A 24,108-nucleotide genomic window follows, 5' to 3' on the forward strand; every position below is an offset into this window, starting at 1 on the left:
GGGGAGAAATCGCGCGCAAGCGAATGGGGGACGCACGTGTCCGAAGGTCCGGGCAGTGAACGTGTGATCGCGGGGCGCTACCGGCTGCTCTCGCCCTTGGGCGAAGGCGGTATGGGCACGGTGTGGCGCGCCCGCGACGAAGTGCTGCAACGCGAGGTCGCCGTGAAGGAGGTCCGCGCCCCGGCCGGGCTTCCCGACTCCGAGGTCGAGCGGATGTACGCGCGTCTGGAGCGGGAGGCCTGGGCGGCCGCCCGTGTCTCCCACCGCAATGTGGTGACGGTGTACGACGTGGCCATGGAGGACGGCCGGCCCTGGATCGTGATGGAGCTGATCCGCGGCATCGCGCTCTCCGATCTGCTGGACGCCGAGGGACCGCTCGATCCCCGGCGCGCCGCCCACATCGGCGCCGAGGTGCTCGCCGCGCTGCGCGCCGCGCACGAGGCGGGCGTCCTGCACCGGGACGTCAAACCGGGCAACGTGCTGATGGCGAACGACGGACGGGTCGTCCTGACGGACTTCGGCATCGCGACGGTCGAGGGCACCTCCGCCCTGACCATGACGGGCGAGGTCATCGGATCGCCCGAATTCCTCGCTCCGGAGCGGGCGCTCGGCCGCACCCCCGGGCCCGAGTCGGACCTGTGGTCGCTCGGGGTGCTGCTGTACGCGGCGGTCGAGGGCAACTCGCCCTTCCGGCAGCCCACTCCGCTGAGCACCCTGCGGGCCATCGTCGACGAACCGCTGCCGGCGCCGCGTCGCGCGGGTCCGCTCGCCCCCGTCGTCGAGGGGCTGCTCGCCAAGGACCCCGCCGAGCGGACGAGCGCCGAGGCGGCCGAGCACGAGCTGCGCGTCGTCGCGGCGGGCGGTACGGCACCCACGCGCCCCGCGGGCGCCGTGTCCCCCTCTTCCGGGGCGCCGACGATCGGGGCGTTCGGACTGCCGGCGCCGACGTCCTCGACACCGCCCCAGGGCTTCGGCCCGCCTCCCGCGACCGTGCCCTCGGCCACCCCCGCGGGCCCCGCGGGGGAACCCGACCGCAACCGCCGGGCCACCGTCGCCATCGTCGCGGGCCTGATCGCGCTGGCCCTCGCCATCGGCGGGCTGACGTACGCCCTGCTGAACCAGGACGGCTCGGACGGCCACACCGGTCAGGGGAACAGCAGCAGCGGGGGCACCGGCACCACCGACGGGGGCACGGCCTCGGAGGGCCACAAGAGCCAGAGCGCCGCGGCGGGCGCGACCGGCGGCACGAGCCCCTCCAAGAGCGAGCCCGGCGGCGGGAGTTCGACCACCGCTCCGCCCGCGCAGTCCGTACAGGTGACGGTCTCGGGCCACAACACCCACTACACGGGCGCCTGCCCGCCGCCCGGCGCGCAGGCCCCCTCGTTCACGGCGACGTTCACGGTCGGCCGCGTTCCGGTGGATGTCGAGTACCGCTGGGTGACCGAGACCGGCGAGGTGACCGACGCGAGCTGGAAGACGCTCTCGTTCCCCTCGGGCGGCGGAAGGACCCAGCAGAAGACGGTGGTGGCGACGACGTACGACACGAGCGGGGAGTTCTCCAACTCGATCCACGTGGAGGTGCGCGATCCGGTGCGCGTGACCTCGAACTCCGTTCCGTTCACCATCACCTGTATGACGGAGACCCCGACGGACGGGGCCTCCGCATCCGTGTCCGCCTCCCCCTGACGGGGCGGGCGGTGTCCCTCGGCGGGGCGGGCGTCCTCCCCGCCGGGGCGGTGTTCTCTCGAAGGGTTCCGGGGTGGGGGCCCGGAGGTCAGGCGGCTCCGGAGAGGGCCGGCAGGTAGCCGCCGGACTGTCCGCTCGCGGTCGGGTGGTAGGACACCCCGATGTCCAGCCAGTTCAGGCTGTGCAGCCAGGCGCTGCCGGAGCAGATCTCGTGGCCGGTGAAGTTGCCCCTGACATCGGCGAACGTGAAGCCGTGGGCGGCGGCACGAACGGCGATCGCGCTGTCCAGATAGTCGGCCGCGCCGTTGATGGCGGACCGTTCGGTCTCCGAAAGTCCGGTCAGGCAGCTGCCGTTGAGCTTGTAGAAGCGGGGGTAGCCGAGGACGACCACGTGGGCGGCCGGGGCTTTCGCGCTGATCGCCGAGTAGACCGAGTCGAGCTTGCCGGGGAGCGTGGAGTCGACGTACGCCTTCGCCGTGGCGATGCGTGAGAGGCAGGTGCTCTCGGACTGCAGGACGCAGGTCGTCATGACGTCCGAGAAACCGGCGTCGTTGCCGCCGATGGTGATCGAGACGAGGCCCGTGGAGGAGCCCAGCGGGCCGAGCTGGTTCGCCGTCACATCACCCGTACGAGCGCCCGAGCAAGCGGTGAAGTCGAACGACGAGGGTGAATGGGCGGCGTTCCAGAGGTAGGGGTACGCCTTCGTGCTGCGGTCGCAGGAGCCGCTGGAGCTGATGTAGCTGCCCGCGCCGACGCCGGAGGAATAGGAGTCACCGAGCGCCACGTAGCCGGTGGCCGCCGCGGTTCGAGCCTGCGCCGCGGCCGCCCCGGTGAGGGCGAGGCCGGCGGCCAGGAGGAGTGAGGTCATGTATGCCGAAAATCTGGGACGTTTCATGGAACCTCCCTTTAGCAGGATCTCTGCCACAACTTTGGTAGCAGCTACGCGCATTGACAGGAAGTGTCCATGCCAAGACTCTTATGCATCAACCGATGGATCCGTCCCTGTTCGTCACCTATCCCGCCACATGTCCGTGCCGGTCGGGCGACAGCGGGACGACACGGGAGGACGACCTGTCAACTCCCGGGGACCGCTTCGGGCCACGCCCGCGGCCCGACGGACGGCTCACCGACCGCCAATTCCGGTGTCGCGCGGCCCGGTTGCCGAAGAGATCCGTCAACTCGGCTGTGCGGCAGTGCCGTCGGTCCCCGCCCGGCGGCCCCTCGCCCGTCCGGCGGCCGTCCCGCCGCCCCGAGGGCGGGACGGGGATCCCGTCGCACCGCACCCCCGCAACGGGCGGACGGGGTACACCGGAAGAGCGGGACCGAACGCGACACACACGGCACACCGCGGAAACCGGGTGCACGGGGCGCCCGCGTGACAGATCATGGCGACATGTCTGCGAACCCACACGACGCTCTGCCGATCAGGCTCAACGTCGACGACAGCGACTCGCCGTCGGACGTCGTCGACGCCCTGTTCCTCGGCCGCTTCGCGACGGGCGAGCAGCCGCACTCGCACGCGGCGAACATCGACCGCGTGCGCTCCGGGGCCACCCTGCTCCCGCCGGACGCCCGGGTGCTGCGCTCCGCGCGCGACGACGACCGCAGCGCCACCCTCGCCGAGGGCGACGGCTGGACCCTGCTGGTGTCCCGCTGGAACCGCGGCGCCGACGTCACGGTGACCGCGACCAGCGCCGAACTGGCCGAGAAGGTGCTGAAGCAGGCCACGGACGGCGCGGTGGACGAGCCGGAACCGCAGCCGGAGAACGTCACGATGGGCTTCTGGTACGTGTCGCCGCGCCGGGGACCGCACCGCACGACCCGGCAGATCTCCGCGGGCACCTGGGAGGAGGTCCGCCCCAACTACACGGCGCCGGTGGCGGACGCCATGGACCGCCTGATGAAGACGACCCCGGAGGACATCGCGGGCCGGCTGCTGCTGCTCCACGGCCCGCCCGGCACCGGAAAGACCTCCGCCCTGCGCACACTGGCCCGTTCATGGCGCGACTGGTGCCAGGTGGACTGCGTGCTGGACCCCGAGCGGCTCTTCTCCGACGTCGGCTATCTGATGGACATCGCGATCGGCGAGGAGGACGGCAGCGGCAAGGGCCGCTGGCGGCTCCTGCTCCTGGAGGACTGCGACGAACTGATCCGCGGCGAGGCGAAGCACACCGCGGGCCAGGCCCTGTCCCGGCTGCTCAACCTCACCGACGGACTGCTCGGCCAGGGCCGCAACGTCCTCGTGGGCGTCACGACCAACGAGGACCTGGAGCGTCTCCACCCCGCCGTGGTCCGCCCCGGCCGCTGCCTCGCCCGGATCGAGGTCGGACCGCTCACCCGCCGCGAGGCGGTGGGCTGGCTGGGCACCGAGGAAGGCGTCTCGCGCGAGGGCGCGACCCTCGCGGAGCTGTACGCGCTGCGCCGCGGGACGACCCCGACCTCGGTGCCGGACCAGCGCGAGGGCGCGGACGCGGGCCTGTACCTGTAGCCGCGCCCCGCAGCCGCGCCGACGGCCACCACCGCCCGGACCGACACCCCGGCGGGGGCCGCACGGAAACCGACCGGATCTCGGGCCTGGCGGGGCCGCACGGAAACCGGCCGGATCTCGGACCCGGCGGTCCGGCCCCGGCGGGGCCGAGCCGTGCTCGGGCACCCGGGCCGCCCCTCGGCCCGACCCGCGCCGGAGTCGAGCCCGAGGCCGGCCGGTCGCCCGGGCGGGAACCGCGGCTCACGGCGCGCGGCTGCCGCCCTCACGGGCTCACAGCCCGTAGCTCGCGGCTCGCGGCTCGCGGCTCGCGGCTCGCGGCTCATAGTGGCCAGGAAGCACTGCCAGGAAGCGCCGCTAGGAAGCGTCCTCGAAGGCCGCCCGCAGCGCGTCGCGTACGGCGTCCAGCGCGGCGTCCTCGGTCAGGCCGAGCCGTCGCGCGCGCTCGGCATAGGTCTGCGCGGCCGACGCGGCCTCGCGCGACGCGGCGTCCCCGGCGGCGGCCACGAACGTGCCGTTGCGGCCCCGCGTCTCGATCACCCCGTCCGACTCCAGGGCCCGGTAGGCCTTGGCGACGGTGTTGGCCGCGAGGCCGAGCGACTCGGCCAGCCCCCGTACCGTGGGCAGCTTGTAGCCGACCGGCAGCGCGCCGGACCTGGCCTGCTCGGAAATCTGGGCGCGCACCTGCTCGTACGGCGCGGCCCCCTCTGCGATGCGGATCTTCAGGGTCACGCGGCGATTGTCCCGTACCCGCACGAAAATGAGAGGCATCCGCGGGCGGCGCCCGCGTAACGTGCGATCACATGACCGTGATCGTTCGCGAACTGCCGCGCGGGGACCCGACGGACGCCGCGGGGTTCGCGCGCATCCGCCGACGGGCCCTTCCGTTCATGCTCTCCACCGCCGAGTCCGTCGCCCACTCCCTGGAACGGGCCCATCCCGACTCCCACTACCGGCCGTTGCTGGCCGAGGAGGACGGGGAGCTGATCGGCACCGCGCAGGTGGGCCTCGTCCACGACAGTCCGGAGCCCGGCCAGGGGAGCCTCAACATCTACGTGGCCCCGGAACGGACCGGCCGCGGCGCGGGCTCGCTGCTGGCCCGCACCGCCGAGGAACGGCTGGCCTCCCTGGGCGCGACCCGGCTGCACACCTGGGTCCTGGACGAACCCGGCAACCGCGCCTTCGCCGAGAAGCGGGGCTATCGCGCCGCCCGCTCGGCGCACTTCCTCCGCCTCGACCTGGCGAACGGCACCCTGCCACCGCTCCAGCCCCCGCCGGACGGTGTGGAACTGCGCACCGGAGCGGACTTCGCGGACGATCCCCGGCGGCTGTTCAGGCTGGACGCGGAGACGCTCCGCGACGAACCGGGCGACATCGAACGCGAGTCCACGGACTACGAGGCCTGGCTGACGGAGACCTGGCACCACCCCCTGCTGAACCACGAACTCACCTCCGTCGTCCTCGTCGACGGCCGGCCCGCGGCGTTCAGCGCGGCCCACACCGACGACGGCACCCGCTACGGCACCGCGATGACGGGCACCGGCCGCGCCTTCCGGGGCCGCGGCCTGGCCAAGCTCGCCAAGAACCACTCCCTGCACCGGGCCCGCGCGGCGGGGTTCACGGAGGCGTTCACCGGCAACGACGCGGGCAACGGGCCGATGCTGGCGATCAATGAATGGCTCGGTTACGAAATCTGCGCAACGGAGGTGAACCATGTCCGCGACCTCGGCTGACACGCCCGGCTCGTTGGATGTCGTACTCGTCAAGGCGGGCCGCACGAAGATCAGTTACCCGGCCGAGCTGCTCGCCGACGACGGCAACCGGGTGGTCGTCCGCGCCCCCTGGGCGGGAGACGGCGTCCGCGACTTCGGCTTCGTGCGGTTCGAGAAGGGCGACGTCTTCACCGAGTACTACTGGCGGGACCGCTGGTACTCGGTGAAGGAGGTCCGGAACGCCGAGGGCGAACGCAAGGGCTGGTACTGCGACATCACGCGTCCCGCCACCGTCCTCGGAGGCCGGCTGGTGGTCGAGGATCTCGACCTGGACCTGTGGCTCTCGGCCGACGGCACGGACGTACGGCGCCTGGACGAGGACGAGTTCGCGGAGAGCGGCCTGGCGGCCGCCGACCCGGCCGCCGCGGCCGCCGCCGAGAAGGCCCTGGACGACCTCGAACACCTGGCCCGCGAGGGCGGCTTCGAGGCCCTGCTGACGTGACCGGCGGAACCGCCGGGGGTGTCCGGTGACCCTGGATCCGCCGGACGCGACCGGCGCCCCCGGGCCGGGAGCGGTGCCGCTCGACGAGTGGCACCGCTCCCGGTCCGTTCGGGAAGGGGCGGCACGGCTCAGAAGCGGGCCACCACCGCGTACCGCTCGTCGTCGACCTCCCGGCCCCACAGGCGCGCGTCGGCCGACAGCGGTTCCACGCACAGGTCCGCGGGGTCCGACAGCAGAGGCCGGAGCAGTGCGGCCGTCCGCTCGGCGGACATGCCGACCGGACTCACGTCCCCCCACACGCCCTCGACGAGCACCAGTCGCCCTCCCGGGCGCAGCAGCCCGCGCCAGTGCCGCAGCACGCGCTCGGGACGGGGCAGTGTCCACAGCACATGACGGCTGAGCAGCACGTCGAAGCGCTGCTCACCGACGGGCGGTGCCACCGCGTCGCCGACGAGGAACACCGCGTCACGTCCGGCCAGCTTGGCGCGGGCCCGGTCGATCATGCGCGGCGCGAGGTCGACCCCGGTGACCCGGTGTCCCTGTTCGGACGCGATGAGCGACAGACTGCCGGTGCCGCAGCCCACGTCCAGCAGGTCCCCGGGTCTCCCGGGCAGCCAGTCCCGCAGCCGGCCGGCCCAGGCGCCGCGGATCTCGGGGTCGCGCAGTCCGTGGTCGGGCTCCTCGTCGAAAGTGCCGGACTCCGCGTCCCAGTCGACGCCCGCCCCTGGATTCGTTCCGCCGTCGCTCAGCATGCGTTCCACGGTGCCACCCGCCACTGACAACCGGCCCGCGCCCGTCACGGACGACCGCTGGAGTGACCCGCGTCACAGACATTTCGCGACCGATGAGGAACTCTCCCCGAAACGGTCTACCTCCGTACAACCGCGGAATCCGGTAGACGTGAGGAGGCAGCCATGCGCCGTGTGACCGTGCAGAAGCCCCTGAGGAAGTCGGACTCCCGCCGTGTACGGGACGAGCCCGACGAGCGCCCCGCCGAGCGCCCGGAGGTCCGGAAGGACATCGCGCGCACCTGGTGGCCGGACGGCTGAGCCGCCGCGCCGGACACCGCGTACGGTGCGCGGACGGCTTTCCGCGACTCGGCGTGGACGCCGGATCGGACTGGGTAGGGTTCCTCACCGGCAAGGACGCACATACGGTCGAAGCGGGGCGCGAGTGCGCCCTCCCCGGGTGCGCGAGAGAACGCCACCGGCGGAGGAACGATGTCTCCTGACATGGAGAACAGCACCCACGTGTTCCTGAGCGAGACGGAACACCACGGCAGCCCTGTCACCGACCCCGAGGGGCTGCGGGCGCGGATCGTGCAGCACGCCCTCTTCGCCGAACGGCTGGTCGTCACCGATTCCCAGGTGCTCCACAACGCGGCATTACGTTCGCTCCTCGGCGGGCGGACGCCGTCGAGCGCCGCATGGCGTGCGGACCTCGCCGAGTTGATCCGTTCGGACATGCTGGTCGTCGTGCGGCGCGACTCGGCGAGTTCCTTCCGTGAGATCCGGGACGAACACGAAGCGCGCGGTGTGAACGATGTTCCGGCCGAGGAATACGCCGAGCTCATGGACGAGATCACCGAAGGGCATGTCGTCCCGTACTCGGTGGACAGGGCGAGCGAGCTTTTCAGGAGGAGGACGGCGAACCGTCTGGCCGAACTGATCGGACCGCCCGACGACGACTACGCCCGGACGCTGCGTTCCGCGGTGGAGTGGATCCGCGGCCAGGATCCGCTGTACTACAACTCCCTGCGCGGATGGATCGAGGAGCGGCGCGCGACGCACAGGGACATTTCCGAAGTCGCGCTGGAGGCCGTCGAGCGGTCGGCGAACTGGTCCTTCAGAACCACCCTGCCCGCCGTGCTGGAGATGCCCGTGGCATGGGGCGCCGTACGCACGCCCGCCACCGTCGCGCTGCAGGGGGAAGCGCCCCCGGAAGAATCGGCGCTGCCCGGATACGCGTTGAACCCCTACGTACTGGCGCGTCTGCCCGCGGGTGTGGTCAACGAAGCCGTCGGGCTCGAGTCCCGGAAGGTGGTCGTCGATCAGTTCGCGAGAGCCCACAGCGGTCGGCCGGTGGACACCGACGCGCTGAAGAACGGCGTCGAAGACTTCTGCATGCACCTCCAGGAAGCCGCGGTCGCCGCCTTCCGGGGCCTCGACGCCGACGCCCTCGCCGCCGTCCGGGACGAGCGGGTGAGGGCCAGGCTCCACATCTCGCCCCCCTCCGTGGCCACGGGCGCCGTCGACACCCTGATCGGGCTGATCAGTTCCGGCTTCAGTCCCGCTTCGCTCATGCTCAATCTGCTTTCCGTGCCGTTCGACGTCCTCCAGGACAAGAAGGAGCGGAAACTGAAGAAGGAGTCCGAAAGGTTCAGGGCCGCCTGGAGGCTCGAGAAGCAGCTTCCGGAGCACGAGAAGTTGCTGCGCATCGTCAGCCCGACGGAACCGCCCGAGTGAGACGAACGCGCACCGGCGTCACCGCGGCCGGGCCAGTGCGGCGGCGGCGATGGTGATCGCGCACCGTACTCGCCGGTCCGCGAAGGCCGCGCACAACTCGGCGGAGCCGAACCAGGCGGGTTCCGCGACCGACTCCATGGCTTCCGGCGACCGCTTCCCGGATACGGGGGCCTCCACATGGGCCTCGACCACCTCGATGGGTGACTCGATCAGGCCGGTGTCCGCGTAGAGCACGCCCAGCCGCTTGGTGGCGGTCGCGGTCAGTCCGGTCTCTTCGTTCAGTTCCCGGGCCGCGGCCTGTTCGACCGACTCGTCGGGCTCCCGGCCGCCCCGCGGGAATTCCCACGACAGATCGCCGATCGGGTAGCGGAAAGAAGGGACGAGCGCGACCGTGTCGGCCCACCGGGGCACGATGACAACCCCCGGATTCGACCATTTCCACCGAAGATACCGCCCCGGCTTCCCGCCCGGGGAGACGACGGCGTCGTCGTACAGGCTCCCGTAGGCGTTCCGGTACACCTCGACGGCCTCTTGTCTCCGGATGGGGCGTGGCTGCATCGACTGCCTCCGAGAACGGACTTCGGGAATTGACCCACAAGGCGGCACCACATCAACCGTGCCCGTCACCCCGGCCGGCCAACCCACGGGACGCCGCAGGACACCCCGCTTCCCCGGGAACCCGGACGGCAGGTTTTTGCGTGGCAGCCTCCTTGAGAGTCAGGTGCCGGAGTTGTCGACGAACCCCACGATATCGAGGTACTCGATCTTGGGCGGGACGCCATAGATCCCCGTCACCTTGTCGACGATCTCCTCGGTGAAGAAGGCGCGGGCTTTCTCCACGTCGTCCCACACGTAGAAGTTCCTTGCCTGACCACCGTCTTCATCGAGCATGAAGCTCTTGAAGCGAAGGCCGGCCATTCCCTCGAACGGTTCTCGGAGTTCGTCGGCAATCTTCGCGAGAGTTGAACGATCGAACTTGTCGGTCTGCGCGAAAGTCACGAGCACGCCAATCATCGGTCCTCCTATTGATCGGGCGAGAAACAGTCGATCGAGTGACGCCAGTGGCGGATCCCCGTACGCACGGCCAGAAAATCTGGTCGTTATGGTGTGAATATCGACGAACTAGAACAGATTATCGCGAATGACCGTGGACAGCCCGGTGATGTCACACCTCGCCAAACCGTGCATTCAATACCGGCGCACGTGACCGAGCGATGCGTCCGCTGCTCGTGACAGTCACCGTCTCGCTACGCTCGGCGTCCGCGGCGCGGGAGGCCGCGAAGGCGGCGGGCGGCGCGGTGGCCGGGGCCTACGGTCTGGCGATGGGCAGTCACGGTGGCGCCGCCGTCGGGTCTGCGCGATCCACGGCGTCCGCTGCGCGGGCGCGAGGCATTTCCAAGGTGACCTCCCGCAAGCCGCGGAAAGCCCTCCCCGCGCTGTAGACGCGGAGTGGGGCGGAACGGCTTCAAGAGTCGGCGGTCCTTGGGAGCCGTGCGAGGAGCCGACCGAGGCGTCCGGCGACGGACGAGCGCGGACCGCCGCGGACAGCGGCAGCGCCTGGCAGCAGGTCATGTCGGCCCCCTCGACCGCCCTTCCTGAGCCCCCCGTTAGCCCTGCCTTAAAGGCACCATAAGGATCTCCCTCCCCCCGTCTCCAGCAGGCGATTTCGCGGTTCCTTGGGGCTAGTTTTCTGATCACCCCCCACGGGATCCCCGCACGGAACACCGCGCGGGGCCCGCACCCCACGCCCCAGGACCGTTCGAGGAGTTCCCCATGTCCGCACGCCGCAAGGCCGTCGGCGTCGCCGTCCTCGGTGTCGCCCCGCTCGTCCTGTCCGCGCTGGCCGCGGCGCCGGCCTCGGCACACGGCTCGATGGGGGATCCGGTGAGCCGGGTGTCCCAGTGTTACGCGGAAGGCCCGGAGAACCCCAGGTCGGACGCCTGCAAGGCGGCCGTCGCGGCGGGCGGCACCCAGGCGCTCTACGACTGGAACGGCATCCGCATCGGCGACGCGAACGGGCGGCACCAGGAGCTGATCCCGGACGGGAAGCTGTGCAGCGCCGGCAACGCCGAGTTCAAGGGACTCGACCTGGCGCGCTCCGACTGGCCCGCGACGAGCGTGAGCAGCGGCTCGTACACCTTCAAGTACCGGGTGACCGCGCCCCACAAGGGCACGTTCAAGGTCTACATCACGAAGTCGGGCTACGACCCGTCGCAGCCGCTGGCCTGGGGCGACCTCGACCTGGCGCACCCGGTCGCGACGGCCACCGACCCCACGGCCTCGGGCGGCTTCTACACGTTCTCCGGCGCCCTCCCGGAACGCTCCGGCAAGCAGCTCCTGTACGCGGTCTGGCAGCGTTCGGACAGCCCGGAGGCCTTCTACTCCTGCTCCGACGTGGCGTTCGGCGGCGGCAAGAGCACGAGCGGCGGTGCCGCTCCCGCGCCGAGCGCCTCGGCGCCGTCCGACAAGCAGATCGAGGCCGGCAGCGGCAAGTCGACCGTGGAGCACCACGGCCACGGTGACGACGACGCCGGTACGTCGGCGGAACCGGCCGCGAGCGCGGACACCGTGAAGGCGGCCGAGGACACCGGGTCGGCGGAACCGGCCGAGGAGGCCCGGGCCACCGCCGATTCCGCCGGTCCCGCGGACTCCTCGGAAAACCTGCCGGAGGCCGCCGGCTCCGCCCGGAGCCTCGCCGAGACCGGCGGCGACTCCTCCACCTCGTACGTCGCGATCGGCGGTGCCGCCGCGCTCGCGCTCGGTGCCGCGGCGCTGTTCGCCTCGGTGCGGCGGCGCGCGACGCCGGACAGCCGGCGCGGGCGCTAGGCCCTGGGCCTGAGCCCTGGGCTCGATGAACTCCGGGGGCTGACCGGCGGCTCAGGTCGGACAGCCCCCGGCGGCGTGTTCCGCCGTCCGCGCCGCGCGGGCGCGGGGCGCGGACGGACGATCACGCCGGTGTGCCCGGGCGGACGACCATGGACGAGTCGTCCGCCGAGCCGGTCAGCTGAACACGGACGCGCAGGTGGTGGTGGACGCGTGCGCCGGGTCGAGCGCGTTCGCCACCTCGTGGTACGCGATCCGGTCGAAGATCCCGATGGCCACGTGCTCGGAGAGGTCGAGCCCGCACAGGTTCTGCAACAGGACGTTGTGGACGTCGGATCCGCTCAGGAACCCCGACTGGTACGGCGTGACCACCTCGTCGTACTTGGTGGCGATGACCGTGTAGTGGACGCCGGGGACGGTGTCGCCGCCCGCGTTGAGCTTGGTCAGGAACGCGGAGCCGGCGATCTGGTCCGCGAGTCCGGGGGTCGCCGCGGTCAGCAGGTCCTCGGCGCCCGGGAAGTACGGGAGCAGTTTGGTGAGTCCGTTGAGGGTCGTGCCGTGGTTGTCGGGGGCGAGGCCGACGAGGGCGTTCACCTTGGCGGCTCCGCCGAGGAACTTCAGGTAGTAGCGGGGCATCATGCCGCCCTGCGAGTGACCCACCAGGTCGGCCTTGGCGGCGCCGGTCGCGGCGAGCACCTTGTCGACGAACACCTGGAGCTGTGCGGCCGACTTGTCGATGGGGCCGAGGCCGTAGAAGAGGGGGACTCCGGGCAGCTGCCCGTAGTCGAGGGAGAAGACGCAGTACCCGCGGCTGGTCAGGTAGGGGGCGAGGGCCAGCCAGTTGTCGACGGAGTTCCCGAAGGTGCCGTGCACGAGGACGACGGGGCGCGGGTGCGCGGCGGACGGCTTGCAGGAGTAGTTGTTCCAGCCACTGCTGGGGGCGGAATCAGCTTGTGCTGTGGCGGCGGGGAGGACCGCGACCGTGGCGGTCAGAAGCAGCGCGGCCAGGGGTCTGAGCACTCGCTTCCAGGGCAGCATCGGGTGATCTCCTTGCGGCTCAAGGGAGTTGTGGGGGTGTACGCCCTGTGATCCGGATCACGAAGGATGCTGTTCACTCGTCAAGTTACGGTCGAGTAGCAGAGGTGTGAAGTTACGCGTCGGTAAAAACTTCCAGTGATAACCAGGGCGGTCGCCACCGGTGACGGAACGTCACCAGGCGGGTCTGATGGGACCGTAGGGCGCGATGCCCGCCAAACACGCGTGCAACGCGCGCATCTCGCCCTCCCCCACCACTTCGGCCCATGCCCGCACGGCATCCGCGGCCGCCTCCTCCGCCGCCCGGGTGCAGGCCCAGCCGAGTTCGGTGAGCACGACGAGCCTGGCCCGCGCGTCGTCGGGGTGCGGCCTCCGCTCGACGTACCCCTTGCGGACGAGTTCCTCGACGAGCTGACTGGCAGCCTGCTTGGTGACCCCCAGGTGAGCGGCGACATCACTGACCGTCGCCCCGTCCGGCGCGAGCCGTGCGAAGGCGAAGCCGTGCGCGGGCCGCACCCCCTCGAATCCGCGGGCGACCACGCCCTCGTGGATACGTTGCGTCAGCTCGCCGGCGGCGGCGAGCAGGGCGGCGGACAGGGCCATGGCTTCGGAGTTCTGCACCCCCGCATTGAAACACCCTTGACTATTCGGTCAAGCTGCTTGACCATAATCTCAGAGCTGGTCAAGCAGCTTGACCATCTGCGAGTCACCCTGAGTCATCGGCTCAGCGGTTCGGCTCCGCTCGCCCTCGACCGGCCGTCCGGCCGGACATCACCGACCTTGGAGGCACCCTTGCCCGTCGTCCGTTCGTCCGAAGCCGTCGTCCACGAGGTCCACGGCGCCCGTTTCGTCTCGTACGCCTCTCCCCGCAGCGGCAGCGAGGAGTTGTGCGCCTGGCGCGCGGAGATTCCCGCGGGCCACCGGGCTCCCGTGCACACCGTCGACCGCGAGGAGGTCTTCCATCTCCTCTCCGGCGAACTGCTGGTCACACTCGGCGGCCGCACCGAGCGGATCACCGCGGGCGACACCGTGATCATCACCCCGGGCGTGACCCTCGGCATCGAGAACCCGGCCCAGGAGCCCGCGCTCTCCTGGGTCACCACGTCCGTCGGCCTCCGGGCGGAACTGGCCGACGGCTCGGTCCTCACGCCGGAGTGGGCCAACTAGGGCCTGTCGTCCGGGCCGTGTCACGCAGGGGCCGTCGGCTGCTGTTCCTGCCCCTCTCCCTGCCTCTGCCCTTGCCCTGGCTCATGTCCTTGCCCTTGCCTTGGCTCTTGTCCTTGCCCTTGCCCTAGCCCTGACTGGGCTCGTTCCAGGAAGCGCAGCAGTTCGACGGGGAAGGGCAGGACGAGGGTGGAGTTCTTCTCGGCGGCGACGGCCACCACGGTCTGCAGCAGGCGCAGTTGGAGTGCGGCGGGTTGCTGCGACATCACTCCGGCGGCTTCCGCGAGTTTCTTGGAGGCCTGGAGTTCGGCGTCCGCGTTGATGACCCGGGCGCGGCGTTCGCGGTCGGCCTCGGCCTGGCGGGCCATGGACCGTTTCATCGACTCGGGCAGGGAGACGTCCTTGATCTCGACCCGGTCGATCTGCACGCCCCAGCCGATGGCCGGGCTGTCGATCATCAGTTCCAGGCCCTGGTTGAGTTTCTCGCGGTTGGAGAGCAGGTCGTCCAGGTCGCTCTTGCCGATGATCGACCGCAGTGAGGTCTGTGCCATCTGGGAGACCGCGAAGCGGTAGTCCTCGACCTGGATGATGGCGTTCGCCGCGTCCACCACCCGGAAGTAGACGACCGCGTCCACCCGGACGGTGACGTTGTCCCGGGTGATGCCCTCCTGCGCCGGGACGGGCAGGGTCACGATCTGCATGTTGACCTTGCGCAGCCGGTCCACGAAGGGCACCACCATCGTGAAGCCGGGGCCGCGCACCTCGGGGCGCAGCCTGCCGAGCCGCAGCACCACACCCCGTTCGTACTGTTTGACGACGCGGGCGGCCGCCATCGTGCAGGCCAGCCCCACGGACGCGGCGGAGACTCCCGCCACCACCAGTTCCTCGACCATCACGGCCCCCCAGGGTCCGACGCGGCGCACCGGGCGTGTACGGCGTGCGCTTCGAAGGTAGACCCGGCACCGGAACGAGGGCGAGCCCCCGCACGCCGGTCGCGTGCGGGGGCTCGCCCGCTGGTCCTCGTAGTACCGCGGGTCCGGTCGCGCGGAACACCGTGGGGGGTGCCGGCCCGTGGGTCGACGAGTCGACGAACGGCCGGTCCTTCGCGCGACCGGACGGTCAGCCGACGCTCACGCCGTAGTAGCTGAGCGCCTCGGTGACCGGCTGGAAGAAGGTCGTACCGCCGGAGCTGCAGTTGCCGCTGCCGCCGGAGGTCAGACCGTAGGCCACGCTGCCGCCGTACAGGGGACCGCCGCTGTCTCCGCCCTCGGCGCAGACCGTGGTCTGGATCATGCCGTAGACGACGTCACCACTGCCGTAGTTGACCGTGGCGTTCAGGGCGGTGACCCGGCCGCTGTGGGTACCGGTGGTCGAGCCGCGCCGGTAGACCGTCGTGCCCACGCTGGGCGTGGCCGCGCTGCTGATCGTCTGGCTGCCGACCGCGCTCGGGTGCGCGACCGAGGTGTTGGTGTACTTGACCAGCGCGAAGTCGTTGGTCGGGAAGCTGTAACTGACGTTCGTGCCCAGCTTGGTGGTCTGGCCCGAGTTGGAGTACCAGGTGGAGGCGACCTCACCGCAGTGGCCGGCGGTCAGGAAGTAGTAGGTGCTCCCGCTGTGCACGTTGAAGCCGAGCGAACAGCGGTAACCGCCGCCGTAGATGGCGTCGCCGCCGCTGATCAGCTTCTTGAAGGTGCCCGGGGTGTGCTTGATCGTGAGCGCGGCGGCGTTGCCGCCCGCGTCCTGCTTGATCTTCGCGATCTCCGCCTTCGAGACCGTGCTGTCGACGGTGACGACCACACGGTTCGTCTTGGCGTCGACCGCCCAGGCGGTGCCCGCGACGTCGGACTTGAGCACCGACTGCCCGACGCTGCTCAGCTGGGTGGCGCTGAACGTCCGGGCGTCGGACGCGTTCGCGCTGGGGACCGCGAACGCTGCGGCGGCGACGAGTCCGGTGGACACGGCGATCAGCCGGCTCCGTCTCGCGATGCCACCGCGGGGGGTTGTGCGCTTGATCCTCACGTTTCATTCCTCCGAAGGGAAGTAAGGGGCCCCATGTCGTGGGGTCGGGGCCCGTGAGGCGCAGCCGGGAGCCGCCCGTCCGGATTCCGGACAAGCCATGCCCCTGACAAGCGCTGAGGGGGAGTATTCGGCTGCGCGACCGACAGGCGCAAGGGCACCTTTCGGCCGTGCAGCCTTCAACTTGCCCTCATATGGGGGAGGTTGATCATCGGACCACTGGAGGCACCGGATTCCCCCCGCGTCCCCGGGAGTCCCGGGAGCCTCAGCCCAGTCGGCGCTCCCCCGCGGGGACGGCCACGCGCAGCGTATTTCCGGGCGGCGGGAGGGGGCAGACGAAATGATCGGCGAACGCGCACGGCGGAAGCACGGCCCGGTTGAAGTCCACCGTCGTACGCCCCTCGGCGTCGGGTGCGACCGGGTGCAGGAACCGGAAGCGGTAACTGCCGTCCCCGCTGGTGGTGTCGGCGAAGACGGCCCACAGCGTGCCGTCGCTCTCGACCGACACCTGGAGGGTGAGGTCCTGTCCGTCCAGGGTGAAGGCGAGGACCCCACCGAGGGCGAGCCCGCGGGTCACCCCGTCGGCGTTCTCGACGCGCACGGTACGGGCCTCGCCGTACGGGGTGAACCGTCCGGGCACCGCCCAGCGGGCGTCGTAGGGGGTCGCCTCGATGCCCGCGAAGGCCTGCCGGGCGGGCGCCCCGGGGTCGTAGTCGCGTACGCCCCAGACCTCCTCGCGGACCAGGACGACGAACCGCCGCCGTCCGCGTCCGACCCGGGCGCCGCCGGCCGGTCCGTGGTCGGCGTCCAGCGCGATGTCGCCGGTGAAGGGCTCGCCGTCGACCGTGAGCCCGTCCTCGGCGGCCGCCGTCAGGGTCACCCGGCCGCCCTTGACGGCCCATTGCCCGGGGATGTCCGGAAGTCGCCCTTCCGGATAGTCCTCGATCCAGTGGGTGCCGGTGAGCGCGAGCGGGCCGTACGGCTCGGACACCGTCGTCACGCGGTGCTCCCGCCAGTGCTTCCAGTCCTCGGATGCGTCCGTCGTCATGTGATCAACCCTTCCACACGAACCCGGCCGGACCGGGGTGCGGGCGCGACGTGGTGCCCGTGCCTTCACCCGCGCCCCTCTCCTGTCACCCCGCTCTCCCCCACGCGCCTTCGCCGTTCCCGAACTTCACCGTCAGCAGTCACAGCACGAGCAGCACTCACAGCACTCGCAGCACTGGCACGCCTCGCAGCAACTGCAGTCGCAGTCGCTCAGGCACCCTTCGCGCTTCTTGCGCGACCACGGACCCTCGTACTCGTCGGCGCAGCACATCTTGCAGGTGCAGCACAGTCCGACGGCGGCGGCACAGCCGGCCCAGAATCCGCGCTTTCCGGGGGCGGGGGGCTGGAAGGAGGGCCCGCCGCCGAAGGGGTTGCCGCCGCCGGTGTACGGATTCCCGCCGTGCTGGGGCGGCGGTCCGAAGGCGCCCTCGGGCCCGGGCCGGACCGAGGAGCCCGGCGGAACGACGAGAGCACCGGACCCGGGAGAACCAAGGGAGCCGTGCGATCCGTGCGTCCCGTCCCCCGCGTGCCCGCATCCCGAGGTCCCGAACGCGCGGTCCACCGAGCGTCCCAGCTCATGGACGAGCAGCACGTGCGCCAGCCTGCTGTCGGTGAACTCGGCCTCCCGCAGGGCGAGCCGTATCCCGTGCACGGCGTCGTCGGCGAGCCGGCGGGCCTCGGTGAGCGGGGTCCCGGTGGCCGTGAGCGGGTTCCACGCCCCCGACGCGGCGTCGGCCTCCCTGTCCTCCACGGCGTCCAGCAGATGGGCGAGCCGCCCGAAGAGCCGCCCGGCCTCGGCCAGTGGAGCGGCGTTGCCGGGGCGGCCCGCGAGGACCGCGGTGTGCGCGAAGGCGGCGGCGGTGGCGGTCTCGGTGGGTTCCGTCACGGTCAGCAGCGGTGTTCCCGGCCCGGCCAGCGCCTCGATCCCGACCTGCCGGTCCACCGCGTCGACGAGCACGGCCGTGTCGAAGCCGACCGCGGATCCCGTACGCGCCCCTGCCTTGCCCCAGCTCGTGGCCACCCGGCGCGCGGCGAGCGCGACCGGCCTTCGCGCGAGGAGACCGTCCCCGTCGGCGACGTGGTCGCGCACCTTCGCCGAGGCGAGGACCAGCGAGACGGCGGCCGCGAGCCGCGCGCCCTCGCCCTGCGCGACGGAGGCGGTCCGCATGCCGCGCAGCGGACAGGGGCCCGCGGTGCGCCGCCACCCCGTCGCCCTCTCGGCCTGAGCCTCCGTCAGAACCGATATCAGCAGGCCGTCATAGTTGGTGACCACCCGCGCGAACTGGCCGTGGTCCCCGCGCAGCGCGAGGCACAGCCCGCACAGGTGCGCCATCCACTGTGTCTTGAGCCCTTCACCGAGACGGTGGCTGCAGGGCCTCACGATTCCGAACACGACACTCCCCCGTGACCCGTACGACGTTGAGGTCCGGATCGTATCGACCCCTCCTGTTCACTCGTACGCCCCGCCCGTCACCCGGTCGCCGAAAGAAATCATATTTCACTCTCAGTCAGTAGCCTTACCCCGTAAGACCCTTGAGCGGCGCGGGCTCTCGACGGATCCGCTGTGCACCAGTACCGTCACGAAACCCCCACGCGGCGTCTATCCACTTGGCGCGACATCCGCATCATGCACGACCATGGGTATGCGGAAGCACGAAAGACCGCTGTGAGAGGAGGCGTCCATGGGATCGGTGCGCAAGGCGAGTGCCTGGCTTGGCCTCGTCGACGACAACGATGACGAGCGTTACTACGACGACGACTACGCCGAGGGTCAGGACTCCGGCGACGCCTGGGTCACCGACCCTCGCGTGAAGGTTGCTTCCGAGACGGCCGAGGAGAAGGGCCGCCGGATCGGCACGGTCACCCCGGACAGCTTCCGGGACGCCCGCGGTATCGGCGAACTCTTCCGGGACGGTGTCCCGGTCATCATCAACCTCACGTCCATGGAGGCCACCGACGCCAAGCGCGTGGTGGACTTCGCGGCCGGCCTGACCTTCGGCCTGCGCGGCACCATCGAGCGGGTGGCGACCCGGGTCTTCCTGCTGACCCCGGCGCACACGGAGATCATCAGCGGCGAGGCCGCGGGCCGGCAGACGGACGGTTTCTTCAACCAGAGCTGAGGCAGGGCCGCTCACCGGCCCCGCCTCGCCGGGGCTTCACCCACGGGCCCTTCACCTGAAGGCGTCGAGCCCGGTGAGCGCCTTGCCCAGCACGAGCTGGTGCATCTCGACGGTGCCCTCGTAGGTGAGCACCGACTCCAGGTTCGTCGCGTGCCGCATCACGGGGTACTCCAGCGAGATCCCGTTGGCACCGAGGATCGTGCGCGAGGTCCGGCAGATCTCGATGGCCTCCCGTACGTTGTTGAGCTTGCCGAAGCTGATCTGCTCGGCGCGGAGCCGTCCCGCGTCCATGCGGCGGCCCAGGTGATGGGCGAGCAGGATCCCCTTGTGCAGCTCGACGGCCATGTCGGCGAGTTTGGCCTGGGTGAGCTGGAAGCCGCCGATGGGACGCCCGAACTGCTCGCGCGTCCTCGCGTACGCGAGGGCGGACTCGAAGCTGGAGCGCGCCGCGCCCATGGCGCCCCACACGATCCCGTACCGCGCGTGCGAGAGACAGCCGAGCGGGCCCTTGAGGCCGACGACCTCGGGCAGGACGGCGTCGGCCGGCAGCCGTACGTCGTCGAGGACGAGCTCGCTGGTCACGCTGGCCCGCAGGGACCATTTGTGCTTGATCTCCGGGGCGGAGAACCCGGGCGCGTCGGTGGGCACGACGAATCCGCGGATGCCGTCGTCGGTCCCCGCCCAGACGACGGCGACACCGGCGACGGAACCGTTGGTGATCCACATCTTGCGCCCGTTCAGGACCCAGTCCCCGCCGTCGCGCTTGGCGTGCGTGCGCATGGAGGCGGGGTCGGAGCCGTGGTCGGGCTCGGTCAGTCCGAAGCATCCGATGATCTCGCCGGAGGCCATACGGGGCAGCCAGGTCTGCTTCTGCTCCTCGCTGCCGAACCGGTGGATGGCGTACATGGCCAGCGAGCCCTGCACCGAGACGAGCGAGCGGATGCCGGAGTCGGCCGCCTCGAGCTCCAGGCAGGCGAGGCCGTACTGCACGGCGCTGGCCCCCGCGCACCCGTACCCCTGGAGCGACATGCCGAGGGCGCCGATCCCGCCGAGCTCCCGCGCCAGTTCCCGGATGACGGGCAGCTCGCCCTTCTCGTACCAGTCGGCGACGTACGGCAGGACGCGGTCGGCGGCCCAGGTCCGCACGGTGTCGCGGACGGCGAGGTCCTCCGCGTCCAGCAGGTCGTCGATCCCGAGCGGGTCGGCGGGGTCGAAGGACGGCAGCTTCGAGGACGCGGACATACGACAGCCTCCGGGAGGGTGATAACTAGCACCGCTAGTTAAGGATCTCGGCCCGACGTTACGACGCAGTGTCCCGCAAGTCCAGGGCACTTTCGCACGGCACCCGGGGAGCGCCTCCCTCCCGGGTCCCCCGAGCGGCGGCGAAGGGGCCGGACCATCCGCGTGGTACCGGCCCCGGGACCGAAGGACCTAGGGCCTGTCGTTTGGATCAGGCGGCATGGAGACGCGGTGCCTTGTCGACTGGGCCGAGCGGGGCAGGGTGCGTGCAGCTGCAAGGCGGAGGAGGACGACGACGCGGTGGGGGCACCTCCCGGCCGAAGGCTGGGGGACATCGGCAACCGACGACAACGCCGCAGATGTGCGTGCCCTGCCCCGCGTACCGCCGCATGATCCAAACGACAGGCCCTAGGCGGAGACGCGGGTCTCGGTGGTCCCGGCGACGTCCCGGGGGGACGGGATGTCGGCGGGGTCCGCCCCGGAGGCCCGGCCGCCGACGCCGCCTTTCGCGGGAGCCGGGAACGCGGCGGGAGCCGTCGCCTGGGCCGGGACGCAGGCAGGGCCCGCCGCGGAAGCCCGGCCCTCGGCGGGAACGCCGCCCGGAGCCGGGAAGCCCGCGGTGCCCGTCACGGGAGCCGGGAGGCCCGTCGCCTCCGTCGCGGGAGCCGGGATCGTGGCGGTGCCCGTCGAGGTGGCCGGGACCTCGCCGGTGTCCGTCGCGGGGGTCCCGCACTCCATGATCCGCGGCAGCCGCAGCGCCATCACGGCGCCCAGCAGCAACAGGCCCGCGCTCACCAGCAGCGTCACGTGCAGTCCGTGCACGAAGGAGTCCCGGGCGGCGTGCCGCAGGGCGGCGCCGGACGCGCCTCCGAGCCGGTCGGCGACCTGGTAGGCCTCGCCCAGCGAGTGCCCCGCGGCCGCCGAGTCGGCCGCCGGGACCCCGGGGACGGACGAGAGTCCGGGCTCGTACGCCGCGTTCATCACGCTCCCCAGCAGCGCGATTCCGATCCCCGCGCCCAGCTGGTACGAGGTCTCGCCGATCGCCGCCGCGCCGCCCGACTGCGCCTGCGGCGCCTCGCTCAGCATCGACTCGTACGCCCCGAAGAGCGTGGTCTCCAGACCGAAGCCGAGCAGCACGAAGCCGAAGAGCAGCAGCCCGGCGTTGTCCCTCCCGCCCATCGCGGTGAGCGTGACCACGGCGGCCGCGGTGAGGCAGAACCCGAAGCAGACCATGGCGCGCGGCCCGAACCTGCGCAGCAGCCTCGCCCCCGCGAGACCGGCGGCCATCGCCGCGACGGTCAGCGGCAGCAGTCGCAGCCCGGTCTGCAGCGGTGACAGGTCGAGCACGAGCTGCAGGTACTGCGCGGCGATCAGTTCGAGGCCCACCAGGGCGAGCATGGCGAGGACGATGCACCCCACCGACGTGCTGAAGGCGGGACGCGCGAACATGCTCAGGTCCACCAGGGGATGCGCGCGCCGCCGCTGCCGCCGCACGAAGGCGGTCATCAGCACCGCGCCGACGAGCAGGGAGCCGAGGGTGAAGGGGCCGAAGGGCGCCTCGCCGCCGCCGAGGCGTTTCACGCCGAGGACGAGCCCGAACAGGCCCGCGGCGGCCATGAGCGCCCCGGCCACGTCCCAGGGACCGTCGCGGTCGCCGTGGGACTCGGGCAGCAGCAGCCGTCCGACCGGCAGGCTGACGATCATCAGCGGGATGTTGACGAGGAAGACCGATCCCCACCAGAAGTGCTCGAGGAGGAAGCCGCCCAGCAGCGGTCCGACCGCCGCGCCGACGGCGGCGACGGCGCTCCAGATGCCGATGGCGAGCGCCCGCTCGCGCCGGTCGGGGAAGACGTCGCGCAGGATCGACAGCGTGGCGGGCATGACCATCGCGCCGCCGACGCCGAGCAGGGCGCGGGCGCCTATCAGGAGCTGCGCGTTCCCGGAGAAGGCCGCGATGCCGGAGGCGACGCCGAAGAGGGCGTAGCCGAGGAGGAGGACTCTCCGGCGGCCGATCCGGTCGCCGAGCGTGCCGAAGAGGATGAGGAGCGAGGCGCAGACGAGCGGATAGACGTCGACGATCCAGAGCAGCTCTATCGCGCCGGGCCTCAGGTCCTCGGTGACCGCGGGCACCGCGACGTGGAGCACGGTGGCGTCGAGGGCGACCAGCAGCAGGCTGACGCACAGGACGACGAGGACGACCCAGCGGTTGGCACCGGCTCCGGCTTCCCGACGGCATCGCGCAGCGGCCGTGGTCGTCCGGGACATGTACGTACCTCCAGAGGTTCCCTCGCGTTCTGCGGATCCGCAGGGTGGGGACTCCCTGGGGCTGCGGCCCGGAGAGCGGAATCCCGGGCCCACGCAACAAAGGCGAGTGAGCCGCCAGCGTACGCGAGTTCTCGCCGGTGACACGTGGCGGACCTCTCACGTTCGCTGACCAGGCATGTGGCGTACGCCACGCCGCCCGCACACCGACACGCCGTACGCGGCCCGCCGGTTCCGCGGTCTGCCGGTTCCGCGGTCTGCCGATAATCAAGCCCGTGACCGATCCGGAGAGTCCCGCCGCGACGCGCCCCGAGGGCTCACTGCGCCGGGCCGCACCCGCCCTCCTCGGGTACGCGGCGGTACGCGCCCTGGGCCTCGCCGCCCTCGGCGCCTGGAGCGCGGTGAACGGCGGGAGCGCCCGCCGGCTGCTGTCGGAGCGCTGGGACTCGCTCTGGTACACCAGGGTCGCCGAGCTCGGCTACGGCTACGAGGTCCGCCTCCCGAACGGCGACGTGCACACGAACCTCGCGTTCTTCCCGCTGCTGCCCTGGCTGGAGCGGACCGTCCACGCGGTGACATCCCTGTCGTACCCGGACGCCGGTCTGCTGGTCACCGCGGTGGCCTCGCTCGCCGCGGCATGGGGGATCTTCGCGGTCGCCGACCATGTCCACGGCCGCCGGACCGGGGTGTGCGCGGTACTGATGTGGGCACTCCTGCCCGTCGGCGTCGTGCAGTCGATAGCGTACAGCGAGTCACTGTTCACGGCGCTCGCCGCGTGGTCGCTGTACGCGGCGCTGACCGGCCGCTGGCCGACCGCGGGGCTGCTCGCCGCGTTCGCCGGACTGACCCGGCCGGTGGGGGTCGCGGTGGCCGCGTCCCTGTGGGCCGCGGCGATTACCTCGTTCGTGGGAGAACACCGGCACGACGGAAGCGCGCCCCGGACGGACGGCGCACGCCCGTGGCGGCGCGCCCTCGCCATGATCGTCGCGCCGCTCGGCGCCGCCGGCTACGTGCTGTGGGTGGGGCACCGCACGGGCGGGGGCCCGCTCGGCTATCTCGACGTCCAGGCGGGCTGGCGCAACGGCTTCGACGGCGGCCACGCCTTCGGGCGCTTCGTGGCGGAGAAGTTCACCTCGCTCCCGTCCGCCCCGGCAGGTGTCGCCCTGACCGCCGGGGTCGCGCTGGTCCTGTGGCTCTATGTGGCATGCGTACGTCAGGGACAGCCGCCGGCGCTCCTGGTCTACACGGGGACCGTCGTCGTGCTCGCCCTGTGCGCGTCGGGCTACTTCGGCTCGAAGCCCCGCCTGCTGCTGCCCGCCTTCCCCCTCCTGTTCCCCCTCGCCCTGGCCCTGGCCCGGCTGCGCACCTCCAGGTCGGCGCTGGTCGTCGGGGGCGCCGCGGTGGCCTCGGCGACGTACGGGGCCTTCTGGCTGAACGGTTCCGGGCCCCCCTGACCGGCCTGGTGCCGTCCCGCACCGGGCCGACGCCGTCCCGCACCGGGCCGGTGAGCGGGGCGGAGAATTCCACCCCATCCTTCGGTGAACGAATATAA

The 24,108-nt window shown here is 71.5% G+C and carries 22 protein-coding genes and 1 pseudogene; 10 read left to right on the plus strand and 13 right to left on the minus strand.

What is annotated here, in order from left to right; all coding sequences use genetic code 11:
* Window positions 1-36: 36 nt before the first annotated feature.
* The gene (locus tag ACICHK_RS10055; RefSeq protein WP_406836635.1) at window positions 37-1,686 is read left to right on the plus strand and encodes a protein kinase domain-containing protein; all 1,650 of its coding nucleotides are present in this window, start codon (window positions 37-39) and stop codon (window positions 1,684-1,686) included.
* Window positions 1,687-1,774: 88 nt separating this feature from the next.
* Here the strand turns inward: ACICHK_RS10055 and ACICHK_RS10060 are convergent, their stop codons facing one another.
* The gene (locus ACICHK_RS10060; RefSeq protein WP_406836636.1) at window positions 1,775-2,581 is read right to left on the minus strand and encodes an SGNH/GDSL hydrolase family protein; all 807 of its coding nucleotides are present in this window, start codon (window positions 2,579-2,581) and stop codon (window positions 1,775-1,777) included.
* Window positions 2,582-3,079: 498 nt separating this feature from the next.
* Between ACICHK_RS10060 and ACICHK_RS10065 the strand changes: the two genes are divergently transcribed.
* A complete protein-coding gene (locus tag ACICHK_RS10065) occupies window positions 3,080-4,174 on the plus strand; it encodes a DUF5925 domain-containing protein (RefSeq protein ID WP_151474789.1) in 1,095 nt (364 codons plus the stop codon).
* 354 nt (window positions 4,175-4,528) lie between these two features.
* Here the strand turns inward: ACICHK_RS10065 and ACICHK_RS10070 are convergent, their stop codons facing one another.
* The gene (locus ACICHK_RS10070; RefSeq protein WP_192582843.1) at window positions 4,529-4,903 is read right to left on the minus strand and encodes a GntR family transcriptional regulator; all 375 of its coding nucleotides are present in this window, start codon (window positions 4,901-4,903) and stop codon (window positions 4,529-4,531) included.
* 71 nt (window positions 4,904-4,974) lie between these two features.
* Here ACICHK_RS10070 and ACICHK_RS10075 point away from each other — a divergent pair, with 71 nt between their 5' ends.
* Together ACICHK_RS10075 and ACICHK_RS10080 are read left to right on the plus strand one after the other, a co-directional pair.
* A complete protein-coding gene (locus ACICHK_RS10075) occupies window positions 4,975-5,904 on the plus strand; it encodes an N-acetyltransferase family protein (protein WP_406836637.1) in 930 nt (309 codons plus the stop codon).
* Window positions 5,885-6,385 (plus strand): DUF402 domain-containing protein, encoded by a 501-nt coding sequence (locus ACICHK_RS10080; RefSeq protein ID WP_151474786.1) that lies wholly within the window; start codon window positions 5,885-5,887, stop codon window positions 6,383-6,385. The genes ACICHK_RS10075 and ACICHK_RS10080 overlap by 20 nt, the downstream gene beginning before the upstream one ends.
* A 128-nt stretch (window positions 6,386-6,513) precedes the next feature.
* On the opposite strand, the gene ACICHK_RS10085 is transcribed toward ACICHK_RS10080, so the two are convergent.
* Window positions 6,514-7,137, minus strand: coding sequence for a class I SAM-dependent methyltransferase (locus ACICHK_RS10085; protein WP_406836638.1), 624 nt, complete (start codon window positions 7,135-7,137; stop codon window positions 6,514-6,516).
* Window positions 7,138-7,299: 162 nt separating this feature from the next.
* Between ACICHK_RS10085 and ACICHK_RS10090 the strand changes: the two genes are divergently transcribed.
* Together ACICHK_RS10090 and ACICHK_RS10095 are read left to right on the plus strand one after the other, a co-directional pair.
* Window positions 7,300-7,434, plus strand: coding sequence for a hypothetical protein (locus tag ACICHK_RS10090; protein WP_263974428.1), 135 nt, complete (start codon window positions 7,300-7,302; stop codon window positions 7,432-7,434).
* A 183-nt stretch (window positions 7,435-7,617) separates the two neighbouring features.
* Complete coding sequence (locus tag ACICHK_RS10095; protein ID WP_406836639.1) at window positions 7,618-8,850, plus strand: hypothetical protein; 1,233 nt, start codon at window positions 7,618-7,620, stop codon at window positions 8,848-8,850.
* A gap of 18 nt (window positions 8,851-8,868) precedes the next feature.
* Here the strand turns inward: ACICHK_RS10095 and ACICHK_RS10100 are convergent, their stop codons facing one another.
* A complete protein-coding gene (locus tag ACICHK_RS10100; protein WP_406836640.1) occupies window positions 8,869-9,408 on the minus strand; it encodes an NUDIX hydrolase in 540 nt (179 codons plus the stop codon).
* 159 nt (window positions 9,409-9,567) lie between these two features.
* A complete protein-coding gene (locus ACICHK_RS10105) occupies window positions 9,568-9,864 on the minus strand; it encodes a hypothetical protein (protein WP_151474782.1) in 297 nt (98 codons plus the stop codon).
* Between the two features lie 759 nt (window positions 9,865-10,623).
* On the opposite strand from ACICHK_RS10105, the gene ACICHK_RS10110 reads away from it, so the two are divergent.
* Entirely contained in the window at window positions 10,624-11,676 is a 1,053-nt protein-coding gene (locus ACICHK_RS10110) for a lytic polysaccharide monooxygenase (RefSeq protein ID WP_406836641.1), read from the plus strand.
* A gap of 174 nt (window positions 11,677-11,850) precedes the next feature.
* Here the strand turns inward: ACICHK_RS10110 and ACICHK_RS10115 are convergent, their stop codons facing one another.
* Both ACICHK_RS10115 and ACICHK_RS10120 read right to left on the minus strand, forming a co-directional pair.
* On the minus strand, window positions 11,851-12,711 hold the full coding sequence (locus tag ACICHK_RS10115; RefSeq protein ID WP_406836642.1) for an esterase/lipase family protein: 861 nt from the start codon (window positions 12,709-12,711) through the stop codon (window positions 11,851-11,853).
* Between the two features lie 171 nt (window positions 12,712-12,882).
* Complete coding sequence (locus ACICHK_RS10120) at window positions 12,883-13,329, minus strand: MarR family winged helix-turn-helix transcriptional regulator (protein ID WP_151474779.1); 447 nt, start codon at window positions 13,327-13,329, stop codon at window positions 12,883-12,885.
* Between the two features lie 171 nt (window positions 13,330-13,500).
* On the opposite strand from ACICHK_RS10120, the gene ACICHK_RS10125 reads away from it, so the two are divergent.
* Window positions 13,501-13,875 (plus strand): cupin domain-containing protein, encoded by a 375-nt coding sequence (locus ACICHK_RS10125; RefSeq protein ID WP_406841185.1) that lies wholly within the window; start codon window positions 13,501-13,503, stop codon window positions 13,873-13,875.
* Between the two features lie 20 nt (window positions 13,876-13,895).
* On the opposite strand, the gene ACICHK_RS10130 is transcribed toward ACICHK_RS10125, so the two are convergent.
* From ACICHK_RS10130 to ACICHK_RS10145, 4 genes are all read right to left on the minus strand, one after another.
* Entirely contained in the window at window positions 13,896-14,765 is an 870-nt protein-coding gene (locus ACICHK_RS10130; RefSeq protein WP_406841186.1) for a slipin family protein, read from the minus strand.
* Between the two features lie 226 nt (window positions 14,766-14,991).
* Complete coding sequence (locus tag ACICHK_RS10135) at window positions 14,992-15,891, minus strand: S1 family peptidase (protein ID WP_151475048.1); 900 nt, start codon at window positions 15,889-15,891, stop codon at window positions 14,992-14,994.
* Between the two features lie 262 nt (window positions 15,892-16,153).
* The gene (locus ACICHK_RS10140; protein WP_406836643.1) at window positions 16,154-16,936 is read right to left on the minus strand and encodes a DUF1684 domain-containing protein; all 783 of its coding nucleotides are present in this window, start codon (window positions 16,934-16,936) and stop codon (window positions 16,154-16,156) included.
* 132 nt (window positions 16,937-17,068) lie between these two features.
* The gene (locus ACICHK_RS10145) at window positions 17,069-18,328 is read right to left on the minus strand and encodes a DUF5685 family protein (RefSeq protein ID WP_406836644.1); all 1,260 of its coding nucleotides are present in this window, start codon (window positions 18,326-18,328) and stop codon (window positions 17,069-17,071) included.
* 289 nt (window positions 18,329-18,617) lie between these two features.
* On the opposite strand from ACICHK_RS10145, the gene ACICHK_RS10150 reads away from it, so the two are divergent.
* Window positions 18,618-19,055: a cell division protein SepF gene (locus tag ACICHK_RS10150; RefSeq protein ID WP_151475045.1), complete on the plus strand. Its 438-nt coding sequence runs from the start codon at window positions 18,618-18,620 to the stop codon at window positions 19,053-19,055.
* A gap of 51 nt (window positions 19,056-19,106) precedes the next feature.
* Here ACICHK_RS10150 and ACICHK_RS10155 read toward each other — a convergent pair whose 3' ends face one another.
* Window positions 19,107-20,297, minus strand: a complete 1,191-nt coding sequence (locus ACICHK_RS10155; RefSeq protein ID WP_406836645.1) for an acyl-CoA dehydrogenase family protein — start codon at window positions 20,295-20,297, stop codon at window positions 19,107-19,109.
* A gap of 707 nt (window positions 20,298-21,004) precedes the next feature.
* A pseudogene (locus ACICHK_RS10160) lies at window positions 21,005-22,559 on the minus strand (MFS transporter); the annotation flags it as partial.
* A gap of 272 nt (window positions 22,560-22,831) precedes the next feature.
* Here ACICHK_RS10160 and ACICHK_RS10165 point away from each other — a divergent pair.
* Window positions 22,832-24,010 carry a glycosyltransferase family 39 protein gene (locus tag ACICHK_RS10165; RefSeq protein WP_406836646.1) on the plus strand — a complete coding sequence of 393 codons (1,179 nt, stop codon included), beginning with the start codon at window positions 22,832-22,834 and terminating at the stop codon, window positions 24,008-24,010.
* Window positions 24,011-24,108: the final 98 nt, after the last annotated feature.

It is taken from the genome of Streptomyces sp. AHU1, assembly GCF_045343905.1.
GTDB classification, from domain to species: Bacteria; Actinomycetota; Actinomycetes; order Streptomycetales; family Streptomycetaceae; genus Streptomyces; species Streptomyces triticiradicis.